At 62.9% G+C, this 19,074-nt stretch carries 20 protein-coding genes and 2 tRNA genes; 5 read left to right on the top strand and 17 right to left on the bottom strand.

What is annotated here, in order from left to right:
* Nucleotides 1-183: 183 nt before the first annotated feature.
* The 14 genes from RQI28_RS14955 to RQI28_RS15020 form a co-directional block, all read right to left on the bottom strand.
* A tRNA-Arg gene (locus RQI28_RS14955) sits at nucleotides 184-260 on the bottom strand.
* A gap of 196 nt (nucleotides 261-456) precedes the next feature.
* Nucleotides 457-533, bottom strand: a tRNA-Ile gene (locus RQI28_RS14960).
* Between the two features lie 47 nt (nucleotides 534-580).
* Entirely contained in the window at nucleotides 581-1,585 is a 1,005-nt protein-coding gene (gene hrcA, locus RQI28_RS14965; RefSeq protein WP_311223462.1) for a heat-inducible transcriptional repressor HrcA, read from the bottom strand.
* 9 nt (nucleotides 1,586-1,594) lie between these two features.
* Nucleotides 1,595-2,176: a recombinase family protein gene (locus RQI28_RS14970; protein ID WP_311223463.1), complete on the bottom strand. Its 582-nt coding sequence runs from the start codon at nucleotides 2,174-2,176 to the stop codon at nucleotides 1,595-1,597.
* The gene (locus RQI28_RS14975) at nucleotides 2,173-2,610 is read right to left on the bottom strand and encodes a hypothetical protein (RefSeq protein WP_311223464.1); all 438 of its coding nucleotides are present in this window, start codon (nucleotides 2,608-2,610) and stop codon (nucleotides 2,173-2,175) included. The genes RQI28_RS14970 and RQI28_RS14975 overlap by 4 nt, the downstream gene beginning before the upstream one ends.
* A 377-nt stretch (nucleotides 2,611-2,987) precedes the next feature.
* Nucleotides 2,988-4,166 (bottom strand): zonular occludens toxin domain-containing protein, encoded by a 1,179-nt coding sequence (locus RQI28_RS14980; RefSeq protein WP_311223465.1) that lies wholly within the window; start codon nucleotides 4,164-4,166, stop codon nucleotides 2,988-2,990.
* Between the two features lie 3 nt (nucleotides 4,167-4,169).
* Nucleotides 4,170-4,472: a DUF2523 domain-containing protein gene (locus RQI28_RS14985; protein WP_311223466.1), complete on the bottom strand. Its 303-nt coding sequence runs from the start codon at nucleotides 4,470-4,472 to the stop codon at nucleotides 4,170-4,172.
* A 3-nt stretch (nucleotides 4,473-4,475) separates the two neighbouring features.
* A complete protein-coding gene (locus tag RQI28_RS14990) occupies nucleotides 4,476-6,071 on the bottom strand; it encodes a hypothetical protein (protein WP_311223467.1) in 1,596 nt (531 codons plus the stop codon).
* Nucleotides 6,072-6,202: 131 nt separating this feature from the next.
* Nucleotides 6,203-6,484, bottom strand: coding sequence for a major capsid protein (locus tag RQI28_RS14995; protein ID WP_311223468.1), 282 nt, complete (start codon nucleotides 6,482-6,484; stop codon nucleotides 6,203-6,205).
* A 3-nt stretch (nucleotides 6,485-6,487) separates the two neighbouring features.
* Entirely contained in the window at nucleotides 6,488-6,703 is a 216-nt protein-coding gene (locus RQI28_RS15000; RefSeq protein ID WP_311223469.1) for a hypothetical protein, read from the bottom strand.
* Nucleotides 6,704-7,073: 370 nt separating this feature from the next.
* Nucleotides 7,074-7,403: a single-stranded DNA-binding protein gene (locus RQI28_RS15005; RefSeq protein ID WP_311223470.1), complete on the bottom strand. Its 330-nt coding sequence runs from the start codon at nucleotides 7,401-7,403 to the stop codon at nucleotides 7,074-7,076.
* The gene (locus RQI28_RS15010; RefSeq protein WP_311223471.1) at nucleotides 7,400-8,302 is read right to left on the bottom strand and encodes a replication initiation factor domain-containing protein; all 903 of its coding nucleotides are present in this window, start codon (nucleotides 8,300-8,302) and stop codon (nucleotides 7,400-7,402) included. Before RQI28_RS15010 ends, RQI28_RS15005 begins: the two co-directional genes overlap by 4 nt.
* A 161-nt stretch (nucleotides 8,303-8,463) precedes the next feature.
* Nucleotides 8,464-8,658, bottom strand: coding sequence for a hypothetical protein (locus tag RQI28_RS15015; protein ID WP_311223472.1), 195 nt, complete (start codon nucleotides 8,656-8,658; stop codon nucleotides 8,464-8,466).
* Nucleotides 8,655-8,927 (bottom strand): hypothetical protein, encoded by a 273-nt coding sequence (locus tag RQI28_RS15020; protein ID WP_311223473.1) that lies wholly within the window; start codon nucleotides 8,925-8,927, stop codon nucleotides 8,655-8,657. Before RQI28_RS15020 ends, RQI28_RS15015 begins: the two co-directional genes overlap by 4 nt.
* A gap of 390 nt (nucleotides 8,928-9,317) precedes the next feature.
* Here RQI28_RS15020 and RQI28_RS15025 point away from each other — a divergent pair, with 390 nt between their 5' ends.
* The 4 genes from RQI28_RS15025 to rapZ are packed head-to-tail and all read left to right on the top strand — an operon-like array spanning nucleotide 9,318 to nucleotide 13,030.
* Complete coding sequence (locus RQI28_RS15025) at nucleotides 9,318-9,581, top strand: hypothetical protein (protein WP_311223474.1); 264 nt, start codon at nucleotides 9,318-9,320, stop codon at nucleotides 9,579-9,581.
* Nucleotides 9,582-9,596: 15 nt separating this feature from the next.
* Nucleotides 9,597-10,493: an NAD kinase gene (locus RQI28_RS15030; protein ID WP_311223475.1), complete on the top strand. Its 897-nt coding sequence runs from the start codon at nucleotides 9,597-9,599 to the stop codon at nucleotides 10,491-10,493.
* Nucleotides 10,494-10,495: 2 nt separating this feature from the next.
* On the top strand, nucleotides 10,496-12,163 hold the full coding sequence (gene recN, locus RQI28_RS15035) for a DNA repair protein RecN (protein WP_311223476.1): 1,668 nt from the start codon (nucleotides 10,496-10,498) through the stop codon (nucleotides 12,161-12,163).
* A 3-nt stretch (nucleotides 12,164-12,166) separates the two neighbouring features.
* A complete protein-coding gene (gene rapZ, locus RQI28_RS15040) occupies nucleotides 12,167-13,030 on the top strand; it encodes an RNase adapter RapZ (RefSeq protein ID WP_311223477.1) in 864 nt (287 codons plus the stop codon).
* 142 nt (nucleotides 13,031-13,172) lie between these two features.
* On the opposite strand, the gene mutY is transcribed toward rapZ, so the two are convergent.
* The 3 genes from mutY to mutM form a co-directional block, all read right to left on the bottom strand.
* Nucleotides 13,173-14,243, bottom strand: coding sequence for an A/G-specific adenine glycosylase (gene mutY, locus RQI28_RS15045; protein ID WP_311223478.1), 1,071 nt, complete (start codon nucleotides 14,241-14,243; stop codon nucleotides 13,173-13,175).
* Entirely contained in the window at nucleotides 14,240-16,201 is a 1,962-nt protein-coding gene (locus RQI28_RS15050) for a dynamin family protein (RefSeq protein ID WP_311223479.1), read from the bottom strand. The genes mutY and RQI28_RS15050 overlap by 4 nt, the downstream gene beginning before the upstream one ends.
* Nucleotides 16,202-16,320: 119 nt before the next feature.
* Nucleotides 16,321-17,139: a bifunctional DNA-formamidopyrimidine glycosylase/DNA-(apurinic or apyrimidinic site) lyase gene (gene mutM, locus RQI28_RS15055; protein WP_311223480.1), complete on the bottom strand. Its 819-nt coding sequence runs from the start codon at nucleotides 17,137-17,139 to the stop codon at nucleotides 16,321-16,323.
* 29 nt (nucleotides 17,140-17,168) lie between these two features.
* Between mutM and RQI28_RS15060 the strand changes: the two genes are divergently transcribed.
* Complete coding sequence (locus tag RQI28_RS15060) at nucleotides 17,169-18,965, top strand: tetratricopeptide repeat protein (RefSeq protein ID WP_311223481.1); 1,797 nt, start codon at nucleotides 17,169-17,171, stop codon at nucleotides 18,963-18,965.
* Nucleotides 18,966-19,074 lie beyond the last annotated feature (109 nt).

Raw genomic sequence — 19,074 nt, forward strand, 5'->3', positions numbered from 1 at the left:
CCTTCTCAATGCGAAGACGTGTCAGCCCGCAGGACTACTTCTTTGGTTATTGTTGAGCTTTGGTCGCAGCGACAAAAACGTTCCAACCGGCGCAACAGGTACCCTGTAGGCGTTTGGACAAAGGTAAAACCAATTCCACAACGGAAAAAGTCCTAGAACACTACTGTTCTAGGACTTACCGTTTGGTGCGGCTGGCAGGAATCGAACCCACGACCCCTTGGTTCGTAGCCAAGTACTCTATCCAGCTGAGCTACAGCCGCTAAGCTTTGAATTATAGCATGAAATTTCTTGCCACTTCAAAAAATCGTCTTTTTGTTCTGTCTTTGCAGGCAGTCTTTTAAAGACGATGATGAATTGTACCGCAGTCACAACCCAGTTTTCGCATCTATTGCAGGTTTCGGCACAACGAGCAAAAGAAAACGGGCTGCGATGAAAACATCGCAGCCCGTTGCTGTTTGGTAGGGCGTGGCGGACTTGAACCGACGACCAAGGGATTATGAGTCCCCTGCTCTAACCAACTGAGCTAACGCCCCAATGCGCCAGCGCCGGAGTCGGCAAGACACGCAATGATTGTATGTGGTTACTTGCGGTGGCTCAGGGCATTGCTGACTAGACGCGACGTGATGTCGACGATCTGGATCATCTTGTCGTAAGGCATGCGGGTGGGACCGATTACCCCCAAAGTGCCGACGATCTGGCCGTCCACCTCGTAAGGCGCACTGACGACCGACAGATCTTGGAACGGAACCACGTGGCTCTCTCCCCCAATGAAGATACGGACGCCTTCTGCCTTGCTTGAGATATCGAGCAGCTGAAGGATCTGAGTCTTCTGCTCGAACAGATCGAAAGCACGGCGCAGATGGCCCATATCACTGGAGAAATCGCTTACGGCCAAAAGGTTGCGCTCGCCAGAAAAAACAACCTCATCTTGCGACTCAGACATCGCTTCAGTGCCCGCATTCACAGCCGCATGCATAAGACCCGCAATTTCGCCGCGCAGTTCATCGACCTCGCTCTTGAGTCGCTCCCGCACCTGCTCCATGGTTAGGCCCGAATAGTGCGCGTTCAGAAAGTTGGCGGCCTCGACCAACTGCGACTGAGAGTAGTCGGCGCCGGTAAAGATCACACGGTTCTGAACGTCCCCTTCCGGCGACACGATGATGACCAGGAAGCGGCGCTCTGAAAGCCGCAAAAACTCGATATGCCTGAAGACCGATGCACGCCGTGGCGCCATGACCACTCCCACAAACTGGGAAAGATTGGACAGCAGATGAGCAGCATTGGCGATGACCTTCTGCGGCTGTTCAGGCATCAGTTCGGGCGCCAGCAATTGCCCCCGCTGCACCGTCAGCATCGTGTCCACGAACAGTCGATAGCCTTTGGCGGTGGGAATACGCCCTGCCGAAGTGTGGGGACTGGCGATCAGCCCCAGTTCCTCCAGGTCAGCCATGACGTTGCGTATCGTCGCGGGCGACAAATCCAAACCCGAAGCATGCGACAAGGTGCGGGAACCCACCGGCTGACCATCAGCGATGTAGCGCTCCACAAGCGCTTTCAGCAACAACTTGGCGCGGTCATCGAGCATTGACTCATTTTACGGCTGTAACGCCCATCTCCCGCGCCGCTCGAAGCGGTGGATGTGGTCGCGCATGCACGCTACGGTGATGCCCAGCATATCGGCCAGCACGGCCTGCGTGTACCAACCACTGCGCCAAGCTGCAACGGCCTGAGCGGTGTCCTCGTCGGATAGCGCCCTCTTCACTCCCCACGTCCTCCCAGCCGCACGCGCGGCACGCTGGCCAGCAAGGCAGCGCTCTCGAATGATCTCTCGCTCAAACTCAGCAAAGGCGGTCAGCATGTGGACAAACATGCGCCCGTGAGGGCTGTCTGTCTCGATGGACTCGGTCAGGGATCTGAACCCTATGCCTCTGGACTTGAGATCCTCAAACACCCTGCAGAAGTGCGAAACCGATCGCGCCAGGCGGTCAAGCTTGTAGACCACCAATACGTCACCAGGACGGAGCTGCTGCAACAGCCTGCCCAACTCGGGGCGGTCTTTGATAGCCGAACGTCGCTCCTCAACGATCCGCTTGATGCCCGCTCGCTTGAAGGCGGCCAACTGTGCAGCTGTGGTCTGGTCCGTGGTGCTGACGCGGGCGTATCCGTAGACAGTCACCGGTCTATGTAACTGGCTTCAAAGCGCTTGCGCGCAGCCATGTATTCGTTTGCGCAAGGAGCTGTGGCGGAGTCGTGACGGCAGGAATCAGACTGCTGATAGAACCTCTGCCATGCGGCTTCTTTGCGCTCTCTCCGCTCCCTCAATGCGCGAGATGCTTGCTCATCGGCTACGCGTTGCTGTGCTGTTCGTTCGGCCTCTTCGCGCTTGGCCTGTTCAGCCTGCTGCGCTCTCTGCCGCTCCTGCGACCTAATCCTGTCCGTTTCTCGCTGGAGTTCTGCAACCGCCCTCTTTGCGGCTTGCTCGACTCTCCACGCAGTAATGGCCTCATAGGCAAACATAGCAGCCAAACCGCCGATAAAAACGCCCATCGCGATCTTGACCAGGTCAAGCAGGAATGTGCCTTCGTCGTTCTCAAATCCACGCCTTTGCATGCGCTCGTTCCTCCGTCGGATCAGTGTAACGACATGCTGCAGCACCAAGGTTAAACGGCAGAACGCTATCGCGGAATACCGTGTTTATCAGCGACGGATGGAGGCCCTGCCTGCCCGTGGGCCATGCCTCGCGGCAGGCCTGGGTGGTGTGGTTGATGCAACGTTGCGGTGGTGTGTGGGATCAGCCTGTCGGCATGGGTGCAGGGGCGCGCTGGTGACCAGGTGCCACGTGGCATGCGGTACGTCGCGCGGCGAGGGTCCACATGGGGCGTTGCCCCATACCCCTCCGGAATCGTCTTCACCGTGTTGGGGAGGTTCGCTGCACACCTCTGCCAGAGATCTTCGATCTCCTCTGAGGTGCTTCGCTAGGACCGTGGCTACTGCAGCGCAGATCGCACTTGGGAGTTGCGATGAGCCAGCGCCTCCAGATAACCAGGCTGCGCAGACTGCTGGACCTGCGCAGGCATGTTGATCACCACTGGCGGTTGAGCGGGCACAGGGGAGCGCTGCACGGGCTCTTCGCGCCGCGGAGAAGGCTGTGCAGCCTCAGGCCGCTTCCAGTCCATGAAGTAGCCGCGCTGCACGATCTGGATGCAGACGTCGTAGGTGGTCCGCAGCATGGTGGCCTGCTGGCTGTAGCACTCGCAGCGCTTGCCCATCTGGACGCATGCGGCAGGGTACGGCGCCTCAGTGGGTTGCGTGACCTGGTCATAGGCAGGCGCCGTGTTGGGGAAGTCGGGCAACCGCGGCTGGCGCGATTTGATGTACTGGAGGGTGTCCATCGCAGCAGGCACACCAGAGGGCGCGGCACCAAGACCACTGGCGGTGCCAGGCGGGCGGGCCGACGAGCTGGGCGCCGAACCGGGCGCGACAGCTGAGCCGGTCTGCTTCATGCGGTCGCCAAAACTCATGACCGAAGAGATGGCGAACCAGACCGCCCCAATAGCCAAGGCGATGATGAATGGGATGGCCACCAGCTTGAGCGGTATCTGCCGCTTGATATTGTGGACGTCGGCGCTCTTGTACCAGGGCTTAGTGATCCAGTTGCCCGCCTTGTCTTTTTTGCCGAAGGCCTCTTTGGGATAGCGCCAGGGGTACTTCTCAGCCTTCTGCACGACCTTGCCGGGGTCGGTCTGCATGCCTTTGAATTTGTAGGCAAGCGCATTCTCGGTGCCGAAGGCGCGCACAACGTACCAGTGTGTCTCAGTGAGCTTACGCGGCGTGTTGTGGACCAGCGTAGGGTCCTGGGTGATGAAGTAGAAATCGACGCCTCGTTTGCCGTGCTTGGAGAGCTCGAGGATCGGCTCAGGGACTTTGGCACCGCTGGACGCAGCGCCCCAGAAGTCCTGCAACTCGTCCACGACGATGATGGAATCATTGGGGCACTCCATCCACTTATCGGGGTGGTCAATCTCAGTCCAGCCATCAAGGGTGACTTCGGGGATGTTGCAGTAGAAGACCGGACGGTTTTCTTTTTTGGCACGCTCTTGGACCTGAATGAAGGTGAAGAGCGTTTTCCCCTGCCTGGGGAGGCCGGTGACGAAGTTGATGGGCATGGCTTACTTTTGAACCAGGCGGCGCATCTTGGAGCCGCCGAGACTGTTGAGCAGCACCTTCACGCCGATGGCGCTGATGACGATGCTGACGTGCTGATCGAGCCGCAGGAACCCGGCCCATTCGGCGAGCATGGAAGTGCCGACAGTGCCGAACATTGAGAGCGCAGATGTCTTGGCCTGGTCGATCAGCAGACTGATGCCGGTGTACTCAACGAAGCCAAAGCCGAGGGCCAGCAGCACGCGACCGACGAGGGAGCCAGCGACGCGCATCAGGCCGCCAAGCAGCACGGAAATGATCCAGGGCATGGGTTACTCCTTTTTGCCGACCACCCACAAGAGGCAGCTGAGCAGGGTGAGCGCAACGGCGGCAAGCGCCATCACGTTGAGGATGGGACAGACCTTGCTGAATGGGATTGCGAAGGTCTTGCCGACGACATCGAAGGTGATGTCTGCAGGGCATGCACGGGACCAGCCAAAGCCTGATGCGTCAAGCTGGCTCACGGAGACTTGCTCAGCCTTACCCTTCAGTGAATCGGCGCTCTTTTCGTCGGAGCCATCAGCGGCGGCGGCATAGTCGGCATCTGGCTGCTCCGTCTGCAGCAGATCGCAGTTGCGCTTGTGCTGCTCCTTTGCGATGGCGCATTGGATGGCGTCCCCCTTCGCGTCGGCCTTGCAGGTGAAGCCTGCGGAGCAGGAGCCGCCGAAGCTGCTTTTGTCGCCATCGTCTTCGCCGTCACCATCCCCGTCGCCATCGCCACCAGTGCCGGTGCCGTCGCCATTGCCGCTAGGTTTCGTTGACGAGCCAGTAGGGGCGCCACACACCGGGTTCTTTGGGTTCGACCGGCAGAACTGGGCGCGGTCTACGTTGTTAGTGACCGTAGTGGTTGTCGTGCCGCCGCCCGCGGGCGTTTTGTCCTGCGTGACGGTGCAGTTGTCGCGCACGCATGTGACACTGGTGCGCACATCGGTCTGATCACCGTTGCCGGACGTGACACGGTTGAAATCGACGCCGTTTTGCTCACCACTGGCCCGATCTACGCACACGCTGACGCCGTTGACAGAGCCGGCGTATCCATTGCGGCAGGTGCTCGGTGGTTTCTTTTCCTCGGGGACTTTGTCAGCGTCTTCCGGCTTGTTGGGGTCTTTTTCCAAACCGAGGGCGCACGCAAGGCCCACACCGTTGCCTGACGAGCTGTCTGTGTTTGCCCACGACTCACCCTCAGTGACCCAACCGTCTGGCTTTTGAAACGAGCTCTCACCGGTGAAGGAGTGAGCGCAACCCAAGGGCTGACCGGACGTGCCCGTCACGCCGGAGTCACGACAGACCTGGACCTCTTTACCCAAGGGATGTTTGCCGTTGATGCGACCTACACGATCGGTGCCGATGGAGTTGTGCAACAGCGCAGCATCCGCGCACTTTTTGTCATCAGTCGAGCCGTCAGGCACGCAGGCACCGACACCACCGACGGGTTCCTTCGTGCCCTTTTTACACGTGCACTGCCCGCTTGCATCACGCTCGCGACCACCTTCGCACTGGGTAGGCGGCGGGTCACACATGCCATTTGCGGCGAGCGTGTAGCCCTCAGGACACCCCTGCCGAGGCGCTGCGTTGATCCAGCTAAGACTACCGGCATCGTCGGGCCTGTTGCGCTGGCGCAAGCGGATTTGGCACCACCCGTCAGGATTGGCGGCCACTAGGCTGACGTTATAGCCGTCGCGAGTATCAGCGTTGCGACTGGATGCGTAAGCCCCACAAGCCGCGGACACAGTGTCATACGGCCCCTTGTTTTGACCACCTACATCGATGTACCAGACAGTTGTTTGAGGCACCTGGGCGCCGGCCGCATGCGCATTGCCGCAGAGCGACAAAAACAGCAGCAAAACTAAGCGGAGAAGATTAGCCATGCGGCACCTCACGGCCAGAACACGATGGCGCCGCCGAGCACGATGGCGAGAAGAATCCAGAAACCCATACGACCCCCAGGCGAAAAAAAGGGGCACCCCCTCTCATGAGAAGGCGCCCCAGGGATGAGCGCTTAGCGCAGGGCGGACTTGATCCAGCCGAACAGGCGGACGGTGACCACGACGGACAGCACAGCGATACCGATGCTGCTAACGATGGCCACGACAGCAGTGATTGCGGTGACGACATCAGCGACGTCAGGCAGGGTGATGGCAGCATTAGCGCTGCTGGTAGCGGCCAGCGTGGCCACACCGACCACGACAGTGGGGAGCGAGGCGACACGGGCCAGAGCAGGGAAACGGCGCTTCACAGCGTTTTCCAGGGACTGACGAACGTTGGTTTCTTCTTGAGACATGGATTACTCACTTTCTTTGGTTACTTCGAGGGATTTGCGCAATTGCCGCATGCACCATGCAACGGCCATCACGAGCAGCAGGGCCCCCCCTATTTGCCCTGCCGATTCGGGGTCTAGATAAAACGGGCTGTACTGCACCAGCTCGACACGCGTGAGCACCACCAAGGCGTCCGGCGTGTCGCAGGAGACCTCGGTGACAGTCGCGGTGTCTGAGCGCATGCAGTACATCGGTGCCACCTTGTCTATGCGAGGGCGGACGCGTGCTGGTCGCCCAGTCGCTCGCAGGCTCGCCACTGGTCGCCCTGCACGCGTGGCTGATTCGCGTCAGCCATGGCGCACCTCTGACGCAGCACGCGCGCAATCCACGCTCTGGGAATGGAGCGAGGCAAGCCAGGCAGCAGCAGCGGCCCGTGCACGTAGCGAGCCCGGGCGTGAGCGATGCGAGTGCAGCGATCTTCCCAGGCAAGATAGCGGTCGGTGAAAGCGGACCAACAGTCGCACAAGAGCTTCCATGCGATGGCGCCGGCGACACCGCTCCAAAAGCCAAGCTCAACGAAACCGCGAGCGAGATATGCGAGCTGATCGGGGCTCATTCGATAGCGTCCAGCGTGAGGTCCACCGGCGTCACCATGGTGGTCTCGCCGGTGTCTTTGTCGGTGCTGCGGAAGGGCTTGCGCGTGTAGCCGCCCAGCAGGGCCTGCACGGTGATTTCGTCGCCGGACTGGCCCAGCCGCTGCTTGCTGCGCACCTCGACGGTCTGCGGGCGGCTGTATGGGTCGGGCGCAGGCGTCACGATCCGGGTGTAGTGGGTCTTGTCATGGCGGCGGCTGGCGTCGATGCGGCCTTTGACGAAGACTTGCATCGGTACGATGCGGGCTCCCTGTGTTGGGGAGGTGGGGGTAGCGACTGGTGCGTTCATGACGGTCTGATCCTTTCGATTTGGGCCTGCAACTCCGGCCATCCGAGGCCGGCACTCCCGCCGGCTGGGTCTACCCGCTTGGGCATTCCGATAACGCGCACTTCCTCAATCAATTCGGAGGAACTGCAGCCTGTGATTTCGAGCACCTGGTGCATGTATTTGCCGTAACAGCGTTCGAGGTGGTAGAGGCCATGAGCCAAGCTGCCCTTGGTCTCTTCCTGCACCGTGGGGATGACCTCTGCAGCGGCTTCGAGCATGTGAGCGAGGGCCGGATAAGCACCGGTGAAGAACCGGTCGGGCTCGGTAAGAATGTCCAAGGGGATGACACGATCACGATTGCCGAGGCGCACCTCGAAGCGTGTCCAGTCGCTGTCCGGCATGTTCTGTTGCCGGCCCTTTTCATAGACGCAAAGCGTCTTGCCGTTCTTGAGCTTTCCGACGTACATAGTTCGCCCCTTCGTGCCGCTTTCGTGCCAGGCGCCCTGTATATCCAGCTGAGGGTTCCGCCCACGATTGATAAATGCGCCCTGGTCGTAGAGCGTCACGGCGTCGTCTACCGTGTATTCGCCCTCGAGAAAATCGACTGCCAGGTCGACGCGTGAGAGTTCGGCGTTCAGGCCCTGCAGGAGCTCCTGCAGGCTGTGCCAGTCGTTGATGAGGCCGCAGCCTTTGCCGTTGAGCTGCAGCAGCCAGCGGCCCTTCTGGCTGTCGCCGCCGAGGGCGATTGCGCCAATCTCGACTTTGGAGCCGTCGCGCAGGTGAGCTGTCATGCGGTGACGTTCGGTGAAGCCGAACAGGCCGCCGTCGAGCTGCGTAGTGACCATGCCGTCGAGGATGGCGCTGATGAACTGCACCAGGCCGTGAACCGACATAGCGGGATGGTCGAACGTGGCGTTCAACCAATCGATCTTCGCGGCGCGCTGTGTGTGGGGCGTGAGGGAAGAACTTTCCACCCGTGTTACAGCACGGGCGGAAGGCGCTTGCGCGCCGACAGCCGGGGCAGCGCGGACGCGCCATGACACTCCACCCCGTGCAGATGGGGGGGAGTCGTGCAGCGCCTTCATTGCGCGGCCTCCACGGTGGCCGTGAAGGGCGAGTTCCAGTGCACGGTGCGGCCAAGCCTGCGGAGCTCGGCGATGTAGCCCTCGAAGGCTTGCAGGGACGTGAAGCGCTTGATGGTGTGACCTTGGGCGAGCATGCCGGGCGGGCACTGGATCAGGTAGGACTTCGACATGTGGATCAGAGCGGAGCTCATGCGCGGCGAAGCTCCAGGCTGTGGACTTTGAGCAAATCGCGCTGACGGGCGAGGAATGCGAGCTGGGCCTCGCCTGGCTTGCGCTGTAGCTTGTGGCTGTGACAGATGCCGCCGCTCGTGACTTCGAGGTCGTGCAGCGTGCAGGCGGTGCGTGGGGCGATGACAGGGCTGTCGTGGCGCGTCACCTCGAAGTGCGCGCAGTTGCGGCAGCCTGGGCGGTCGCCTGGGGTCTGGTAGCCGACCTGGGCGTGTTTGGCGACGAGTCTCATGCCAAGTAGTCCGCATGGACGTGAGGCCAGAAGACTCGAAAGCCACCAACGTGGCTAATCCACCGGTTGTAGATCCCAGGGCCTGCACCCTTCGCCAGGACAAAGCGGCTGTCGCGCATCTTGTCGCAGCCGGTCTTCTCCGGATGAATGCCCTCCCCCTGCCCAGCGGGTGGAGCCGCCAAGCTCGCCGCTGTGTTGGTGGCAGGGGTCGGGCAATTGGTCGCATCCCCATGATGGGGATGGGCGGATGGGGTGTGAAGAGGGTGCATGGCGGCTCCGGATGACGCAATCACATTGAGTGCAAGCCGGAACATATACTGCAATCAAGTCGAGTGCAACGACTTGATGCAAATGCAACCATCATGAGTGCATTTTTACAACGGAGCTCACATGCAAACGACCATGAATCTGCTGGAAATTGCTTTGAAGCAGCAGCCCGCGCCGTACTGGCACGAAAGGCTAAACCTGTCCAGGAACGCGCTACACAACGCGAGACTGCGGGGGCATATCAGCCCAGCGATCGCAGGGGCGCTGGCAGAAGAGCTCGGCCAAGACGTGAAGGAATGGATCGTCGTGGCCGCGCTTGAATCGGAGCGGGACAGCGCGTGCAAAACCCGAATGCTCAAACGTCTTCCGAAACTGACATCACTTTAATGATGTAATTTCTGAATGAAGTCCACTTTCCGGCGCGTCGCGCTTATCGGCAAATATCAGGCTGCCAACGCGGCCACGGCGTCCGACAGCTCTCGCCAGGCCATCGAGAGTATTTCGCGCTTCCTTGCCGGTATGGATTGCGAAGTCGTACTGGAAGCAGACACCGCCATCAACACCGGCCTGACCGGGCATACCGTGCTGGATGTGGAAGCCATCGGCGCTCAGTGCGACCTTGGACTGGTTGTGGGTGGTGATGGAACGATGCTGGGCGTGGGTCGGCGACTGGCCAGCTACGGCACGCCACTGATCGGCATCAACCAAGGCCGTCTGGGTTTCATTACCGACATTCCCCTCGGAGATTTCGAGGCCACGCTCACGCCCATGCTCGCGGGCGAGTATGAAGAAGACCTTCGCCCCCTGATGCGTGCGCGGGTGATGCGCGGCGCTGAATGCGTGTTTGAGGCGCTGGCGCTCAATGATGTGGTGGTGAACCGCGGGGCGACGTCGGGCATGGTGGAGCTACGCGTCGAGGTGGATGGCCACTTCGTCTCCAACCAGCGCGCCGATGGCCTGATCATTGCCTCGCCCACAGGCTCCACCGCTTATTCGCTGTCGGCGGGTGGCCCGATGCTGCACCCGTCCATCCCCGGCTGGGTGCTGGTGCCCATCGCGCCGCACACGCTTTCCAATCGGCCCATCGTGCTGTCCGATGCGACAGAAGTCGCCGTTGAGGTGGTGGGCGGCCGCGACATCAGCGCCAACTTCGATATGCAGTCGCTCGCGTCAGTGCTGCATGGCGACCGGATTCTTGTGCGCCGATCGGAACACAGCGTGCGCTTCCTGCATCCGCGGGGATGGAACTACTTCGCCACACTGCGCAAAAAGTTGCGCTGGAACGAAGGGGGCTCCTGACCATGGCGCTCAAGCGAATCGAATTGCGCGATTTCGTCATCGTCGAAGCACTTGAGCTGGACTTGCAAACCGGCTTCACCGTGCTGACGGGCGAGACCGGCGCCGGAAAATCCATCCTGATCGACGCGCTGCAGATGCTACTGGGCGGACGTGCCGACACCGGCGTCATCCGAGAAGGAGCACAGCGCACGGACATGGCCGCTGAATTCGATGCCCAGACAGCACTGTCGCCATGGCTGGAAGAAGCCGGCATTCCGCTGGAAGACACCTTGCTGCTGCGCCGCACGATCGATCTGCAGGGCAAGAGCCGTGCATGGATCAATGGCGTGCCGGTGACGGCCACCCAGATGCGCGCGGTGGGGGGTTACTTGCTGGACATTCATGGCCAGCACGCCTGGCAAAGCCTCACCCGGCAAGACGCGGTGCGCGGCCTGCTCGATGCCTATGCAGGCCTGCCGCCAGCGTCGCTGGGTGCACTGTGGACCACGTGGCGTGACGCGCAAAAAGCGCTGGCCCAGGCCCGCGCTGCTCAGGACACGCTGCAGCAGGAGCGCGAGCGCCTGCAGTGGCAGATCGGCGAGGTCGGCAAGCTCGCTCCAGCGGCAGACGAATGGGACGAGCTCAACGCGCAGCACAGCCGACTGTCGAACGCCCAGGCGCTGCTGGACAGCGCCCAGGGCGCGCTTACCGCGCTGGAAGACGACGACAGCGGTGCACTCGCACGCCTCACGCAGGCGCAGCATCTGCTGCAAGACTACGAGCAGGTGGACGACGCCTTCCGGTCGATGCACGAAGTGCTGACTTCATGCCTGGCGCAGGCCAGCGACGTCGCACATTCGTTGCAGAGTTACCTGCGCCACACCGAATTGGATCCGGATCGACTGCAAGAGTTGGACGCGCGCATGTCGCAATGGGTATCGCTGTCGCGCCGCTACAAGCGCACCCCTGCGGACTTGCCTGCACTGCTGCAGGGCTGGACCACCGAGTTGAAGCAACTCGACTCGGCAACTGACCTCGCCACGCTGGAGGCCACTGAAAAGACTGCGGCTGCCGCCTATGGCAAGGCCGCACGCGCGCTGTCGCAGCGCCGTGCCAAGGCCGCCCCGCGCCTGGCCCAGTCCATCACCCAGGCCATGCAGGGCCTGGGCATGACCGGTGGCCGGTTCGAGGTGGCGGTGGACGCGGCGCCCGAGCCCGGCCCCCACGGCATGGATGCGATCAGTTTTCTGGTCAGCAGCCACCCAGGCATGACGCCCAAGCCCATCGGCAAGGTGGCGTCGGGCGGTGAGCTGTCGCGCATTTCGCTGGCCATTTCGGTCACGACGAGCGAATTGGGTGAAGCGCCGACGCTGATCTTCGACGAGGTCGATTCTGGCGTGGGCGGTGCCGTGGCTGAAACCGTCGGTCGCCTGATGCAGCAACTGGGCCACGACCGGCAGGTGCTGGCCGTCACCCACCTGCCGCAGGTCGCTGCATGTGCAGATCATCACCTGGTCGTCGCCAAGCACAAGCGGTCCAGCGGCACGACGAGTTCGGTACAGCCGGCCACGGGCGACGAGCGAGCGAAAGAGGTGGCGCGCATGCTGGGGGGTGAACGCGTGTCGGCCACCACGCTGGCACACGCCCGCGAAATGCTGGACGGCGCACGTCCAACGACGGAGCGCGGCTGACCCATGGCACTCGACATCGTTCTCATCACCGGCATGTCCGGCTCAGGCAAGTCGGTCGCGCTGCATGCTCTGGAAGACGCGGGCTACTACTGCGTGGACAACCTGCCGCCAGAGCTGCTGGCTTCCTTCGTCGCGCTGGAGCACCAGCACCACGGCAACCGACTGGCCATTGCCATGGACGTGCGCAGCGCCACAGCCCTGCCGCTCGTGCCGCAACAACTCGAGCGCCTGCGCGCGCAGGGCGTGCAGGTGCAGTCGCTCTTTCTGGACGCCACCACCGACACGCTGGTGCGCCGTTTTTCAGAAACGCGCCGACGCCATCCACTGTCGAAAGATGAGTTGCGCGAGGGCCAGCGCGCCCTGCTGCAGACCATCGAACTGGAGCGCGAATTGCTGGCTGATTTGCGCGAGCAGTCCCATGTGATCGACACCAGCGCCATCCGCTCTTCGCAGCTGCAAAGCTATGTGAAGAGCCTGATGACGTCTGCGCCCGGCCGGCTGACGTTGGTGTTCCAGTCGTTCGCCTTCAAGCGTGGCGTGCCGGTCGATGCGGACTATGTCTTCGACGTGCGCATGCTACCCAACCCGCACTACGAGCCCGGCCTGCGCGACCTGACGGGCAAGGACCAGTTGGTCATCGACTACCTGGTGCAGCAGCCCGAGGTGGAGCTGATGCGCTCGCACATCGGACAGTTTCTGAGCCACTGGCTGACGGCGCTGGCGCAGAACCACCGCAGCTATGTAACCGTGGCCATCGGCTGCACGGGCGGACAGCATCGCTCGGTGTACCTGGTGGAGGAACTGGCACACCAGTTCAGCCCGACCTGGAACACCTTGCGCCGCCACCGGGAACTGGACGCGCGCTGACGCCAGCACGGCACCATGACTCCTAAAAAAGTAGCGGCTAGCGCTTTTCTTTACTGGGTTTGAAGCACTTTTTATATCGAAGTGCTTATGCAGCGAGCGCTAGCAGCTATCTATTCAATAGCAGCAATGCTGTGTAAAGCGCCTAGACGGGCGGTAGCGCGTCCAGCAATTTGCGTATCGGCGCCGGCAAGCCCACGGCGGTCCACTGCGACGCGGTGAACCAGCCACCCTCATCGGATTCGCGGACCACCCTGGCGTGTTCATCGCCGCAAGCCACCAGCACCGGATGCAGATGCAGGTCGCGATGGGTCAACACATGCAGCGATGCGGGCAAGTCCTGCAGCGCAACGGATGGCGCAGCTGATTCAGCGGCCGCCGCCACGAGCGCCTCACGGCCATCGAAGACCGGCGGGCAGTAAAGCCCCGCCCAGATGCCGGTCTGCGGCCGCCGCCCCAGCCACAGACGACCCGCGGCATCGCGCTGCAGCAGCAGCCACCAGGCCTGTGCGCTGCGGGTGAGCTTGCGGGTGCGCACGGGGTAGTCTTCCGGATTGCCTTCACGCCGAGCCACGCAGCGCGCGTGCAAGGGACACACGATGCACGCCGGCTTGCGGGGCGAACACAGGCTGGCGCCCAGATCCATCAGCCCCTGGGTGTAGCGCGGCATGGTGTGGCCCAAGTCCTGCGTGGGCAGCAGCGCCTCGGCCTCGGCCCACAGCAGACGCTCGTTCTTCGCCACGGCAAGATCCGCATGGAAGCCCAGCACGCGCGTGAGCACGCGGCGCACGTTGGCATCCAGGATGGGCGCGCGCACGCCAAAGCAAAACGATGCGATCGCGCCGGCCGTGGACCTGCCGATGCCGGGCAACGAGGCAAGTTCTTCGACCGTGCGTGGAAATTGCCCGCCGTGCCGCTCCATCACTTGCTTTGCACAGGCATGCAGGTTGCGCGCGCGGCTGTAGTAGCCCAGCCCGCTCCACAGCGCCAACACGTCGTCCTGCGGGGCTTCCGCCAGCGCGCGCACATCAGGAAAGCGCGCAAGAAACCGCGCGTAGTAGTCGAGCACCGTGGCGACCTGCGTCTGCTGCAGCATCACCTCGGAGAGCCAGACGCGATAGGGGTCTTGCGTGTTCTGCCAGGGCAAATGGTTGCGCCCATGCCCCGCCTGCCACCGCACCACCTGTGCGGCGATATCGTCGTCTGGCACCGTCATGCGGACAGGGGCTGCGGCAGGGTGTCGCCCGACTCGGCCATCGGCAGCGCGACCAGTTGCTGCGTCAGGTCGCCCAGGCGGGCTTCCAGCTCGGCCAGCGCCTGCTCGGCCTGCTCGATCTCAGCGATGCGCTCGACCAGTCCACTGGCTGCGTGCTGGATGCGATCCACCGCTTCGATGCGCCGGGCAAAGCTGCGCTTGCGCTCACGCAGTTGCGCGTCGAGCTGGGCCGTGGCCGACTTGCTCCACAGCTCCAGGTCGTTAGCTGCCGATTCGAACACCGTGCGCAGCCGCATACCCAGCGCGCGGATCAGGCGCTGCGCGAACTCCGGCTGCGCCAGGCGCAAGGCGTTGCCCATACCCAGGTACTGCAGGTGTCGCTCTTCGATCTGCGTGATCTCTTGCAGGAAGTTGGCCAGTTGCACGGGCGTTGGCGCCTGCAGAGAAAAACCGAACTCTGCATTCAGCTGGCGGAAGGTGCCGCCCAGCATGGCGTGGATCTCCGTGCCGGCTTTCTGCGCGTTGTCCATCAGCGCACGAATGCGGCTGAAGGTATCGGTGTACACCTTGCGCACGCCCAGCTTGAGTCCGCGCGCCTGCAGGGCTTCGGCCAGTGCTGCCAGTTCGGCTTTCAGCGAGCGCGAGCCCAGTTGCTGGAACACATCGCGCAGCAAGCGCAAATGCACGGTACGTACCGCCTGGATGCGTGCCGCGCTGGCCTCGAACTCGCGCTGTTCCTGCTCGATGCGGCTGCGCATGGAGTCGATCACCGACGCGTTCTTGCCGCGCAGGCTGCGCAGCTCCAGCATCTGGTCGTCCAGGTCACGCTGGCGGATGTTGATGGTGCGCGCCGTTTCGGCCTGCAGATGCGCGACGCCCGACGCCACGGCTGCCCGCAAGATGGCTTGCCGCCGGCCCATGATCCCCTGTGCCAGCGCCTCTTCCAGTTGCGGCAGGCCGCTGGACTCCAGCAGTACGTCGTCGCAGTGGATCTTGGCGACCAGCCCCTTCTGGGCTGACACCGGCAGCACCTGAGCGAGCGGCACGCCCAGCATTTCGGCCGAGTTGCGGCATTGCCGGTCCAGTTGCGCCAGCACTTGGTCGGGCGTGTTCAGCGTGTCCCAGAGCGTGTCGATCTTGTTGAGCACCACCAGCCGCGCTTCCGTCGACTGGCCCGGCGCGGCCAGATGCTCGCGCCAGATTGACAAGTCGGACCGCGTCACTCCGGTGTCGGCGCCCAGAATGAACACCACGGCATGCGCCTGCGGGATCAGGTTGATCGTCAGTTCCGGCTCGGCACCCACGGCATTGAGCCCTGGCGTGTCCAGAATCACCAGCCCCTGCCTGAGCAGTGGATGCGGAATGTTGATGAGCGCATGGCGCCACCGGGGCACCTCGACCCGCCCCTGCGCATCGGGGGCCGGGTTATCGGCGGGGTCGTCGTCACGCCAGAAGCCCAAGGAGCGCGCCTCGTCCAGCGACACGCGCCGCACTTCAGACACCTTCTCGAAAGCACGCGCCAGCTGTTCGGCGTCGTTCACGTCCAAGTCCACCTGCTCCCACTGCTCGGGGCGCAGGCGCCAGTCGGCCAGGCCCTGCGGCTGCATGCGGGTTTCGATGGGCAGCAAGCGCAAACTGGGCGGCGTGGCCGGGTCGTAGCCCAGCTCGGTGGGGCACATGGTGGTGCGCCCAGCGCTTGCCGGCATGATGCGTCGGCCGTACTCCGCAAAGAAGATGGCGTTGATCAGCTCCGACTTGCCACGCGAGAACTCGGCCACGAAAGCGACCATGACCTTATCGGTGCGCACCTGCTCTTCAAGGCGCCGCAGGCGTTCTTGCACTGCGGCGTCCATGAGTTCGTGCGAGCCCATCCACTCGGCCAGGTGCTTGAGTTGCAGCGCGAACGCGCGCCTCCATGCACCATGCTGGTCGAACTGTTCGTTGAATGAGGGTCCCACTGTGCTCCCGGGATAGCGTGCGTCAACCAGCCCGTGCGGGCGATGGATTACACAAAATATAGCATCGCCGCGCCTGCAGCGAGCGCCGCCCAGTAGGCAACCGTGCGGTTGCTCGGGGCTCAGGCACGCTGGCAACGCATGCAAAAGAAGGTACTGCGCTGCCCTTGCCGCAACAGGCGGATGGGGCTGCCGCAGACCCGGCAGGGTTGCTGATCGCGCCCGTAGACATTGGCCTCCAGCTGGAAATGCCCGGCATGGCCATCGGCACTGGAAAAGTCGCGCAAGGTGCTACCGCCCCGCTCCACTGCACGCGCCAGCACTTCGCGAATCGCGTTGTGCAGTCGCCGTGCCCGCACCGGGCCAATGGTGTTGGCACGGGCTGTGGGGCGAATGCCTGCCAGGAACAGCACTTCGGACGCGTAGATATTGCCTACGCCAACCACGATCTTGCCGCTGAGCAGCAGCAGCTTGACCGGCGCGCGGCTGGCCTGCAGTCCTGCAAAGAAAACGTCGAAAGAAAAGAAGTCATCCAGCGGCTCAGGCCCTAGGTTCTGCAGAAGCTTGCGCGCAGCAGGGTCTTGTTCGCTCGCAGCCCACACGACTGCACCGAAGCGGCGCGGGTCATGCAGCCGCAGCACGCCGCGGTCCGTCACCATCTCGAAGTGATCATGAACGCCGGCCAGCGGCAGGTCATCGGCAAAGCGCAGGCTGCCGGACATGCCCAGATGCACGAGCAGCAAGCTGCCGTCATCCAGGTCCACCAACAGGTACTTACCCCGCCTGCGCACGGCTTGCACGCGCCGGCCAGCCAAGGTGGCCGGGTCGCGGCCCAGGGGCCAGCGCAGAGGCTTGCCCATCGTCACAGAACGTATTTCCGCGCCTGCAATGCGCTCGGCAAAACTGCGCCGGGTCACCTCCACTTCGGGCAACTCAGGCATATGGGCACTCGTCAAGAAATAGAGGGGGCATGGATTATTATGGGTCGATGGTGCAAACATTTCGCTTCAGGGCCATCGCGCTGGCCTGCATTCTGGCTGCAGGTGCCAGCACGGTCGGGGCTCAGCCCACTGCAGCGGAGCCGCTGCCCCCTGCGGCCGCCGAGGCCGAGGCGGCCTCTTCATCGGGGGAGGACGCTGCAGCCCTCAATGCAGAGCTTTTCTACGAACTGTTGCTTAGTGAAATTACGGCCAGCAACGGCGACCCGGGCACGGCCTACGCGCTGATGCTCGAAGCCGCCAGGCGCAGCCGGGACGGTCAGTTGTACCGCCGCGCCACCGACATCGCACTGCAGTCGCGCTCGGCCGAATACGCACTGGTGGCAGCCAAGGCCTGGAAAGAGGCCCTGCCCCAGTCTCGCGAGGCCAACCGGTACCTGCTGCAGATACTGATCGCGCTCAATCGCATCGGCGAAACTGCTGACCTGCTGCAGCAAGAACTTGCCACGTCCTCGCCACGCGCCCGCATTTCGACCCTTCAGGCTCTGCCGCAACTCTACGGACGCGCCAGCAACAAGGTGCAAGCCACCGCCGTGGTGGAAACGGCCCTGGCCAACGAACTCACCAACCCGGCCGTGGCACCCACCGCCTGGACCACACTGGGTCGCATGCGGCTGGCGTCGGACGATAAGCCCGGTGCACTTGAAGCCGCGCGCCGCGCCACCACGCTGGAGCCGTCCAACGACGGCGCCGCTCTGCTGGCGTTGCAGTTGCTGGAAGAAGGCGTTGCGGATGCTGAGGCGCTGCTCACGCCCTATCTGGCAGGCAAGCCGCTACCCGAGATCCGCATGACGTATGCACGCGCGTTGCTGGAATCGCAGCGGTTTGCCGACGCACAGGCGCAAGTGCAAGCCGTCACCCAGGAAAAGCCCGAAATGCCCGAGGCCTGGCTGGTGCAGGCCTCGCTGAATCTGCAATCCAACCAACTGCCTGAGGCCGAAGTCGCGCTGCAGAAGTTTTTGGCATTGCTCGAGCCGCTGCCCGCCAGCGAGCCACGCAGCAACGCCAAGACACAGGCGTATTTGATGCTCTCGCAAGTGGCTGAAAAACGCGGCGACGTCGCGCAGGCCGAAGCGTGGCTGACGCGCATAGACAACGCCTCTGCGCTGGTGAGCGCCCAAAGCCGCAGGGCCGGGCTGCTCGCACGGCAAGGCAAGCTGTCGGAGGCGCGCGCCATCCTGCGCGCGCTGCCCGCCAAGAATGCCGACGAAGAACGGCAAAAACTGCTGGCCGAGGTACAACTGCTGCGCGAGGTGAAAGAATTCGAAGCGGCTTATGAAATGCAGACCCAGGCCGTGGCCAAGTACCCGGACGACATCGATCTGGCCTACGACCAAGCCATGTTGGCCGAACGTCTGGGCAAGCTCGACCTCATGGAGCGCCAGCTGCGGCAAGTCATCGCACGCCAGCCCGACTATCACCATGCCTACAACGCGCTGGGCTACTCCTTCGCAGAGCGCGGCGTTCGCCTGCCAGAAGCCAGGGAACTGATCTCCAAGGCCCTTGAACTGGCCCCCGGCGACCCCTTCATCACGGACAGCCTGGGCTGGGTGGAATTCAAGCTGGGCCGCCGTGAAGAAGCCGCTCGGCTGCTGGAGCAGGCCTTCAAAAAGCAGCCGGATGCCGAAATTGCGGCGCACCTGGGCGAAGTGCTCTGGAGCCTGGGACAACGCGACCGGGCCCAAAGCGTCTGGCGCGATGGCCAAAAGATCAACGCCGACAACGACACGCTGAAGGAAACGATCAAGCGACTGGGAACGCGCCCATGAAGGGTGCCCGTCCGGCCTGGCGCTCGCTTCTCGCATCGATCACGCTGTGCATGCTGGCAGCTTGCGCACAACCGCCCGCGCCAGCTCCAAACGCTAACCCTGATATAGG

Source organism: Acidovorax sp. WCS2018Noco2-16 (assembly GCF_031843945.1).
In the GTDB taxonomy this organism is placed as follows: domain Bacteria; phylum Pseudomonadota; class Gammaproteobacteria; order Burkholderiales; family Burkholderiaceae_C; genus Paracidovorax.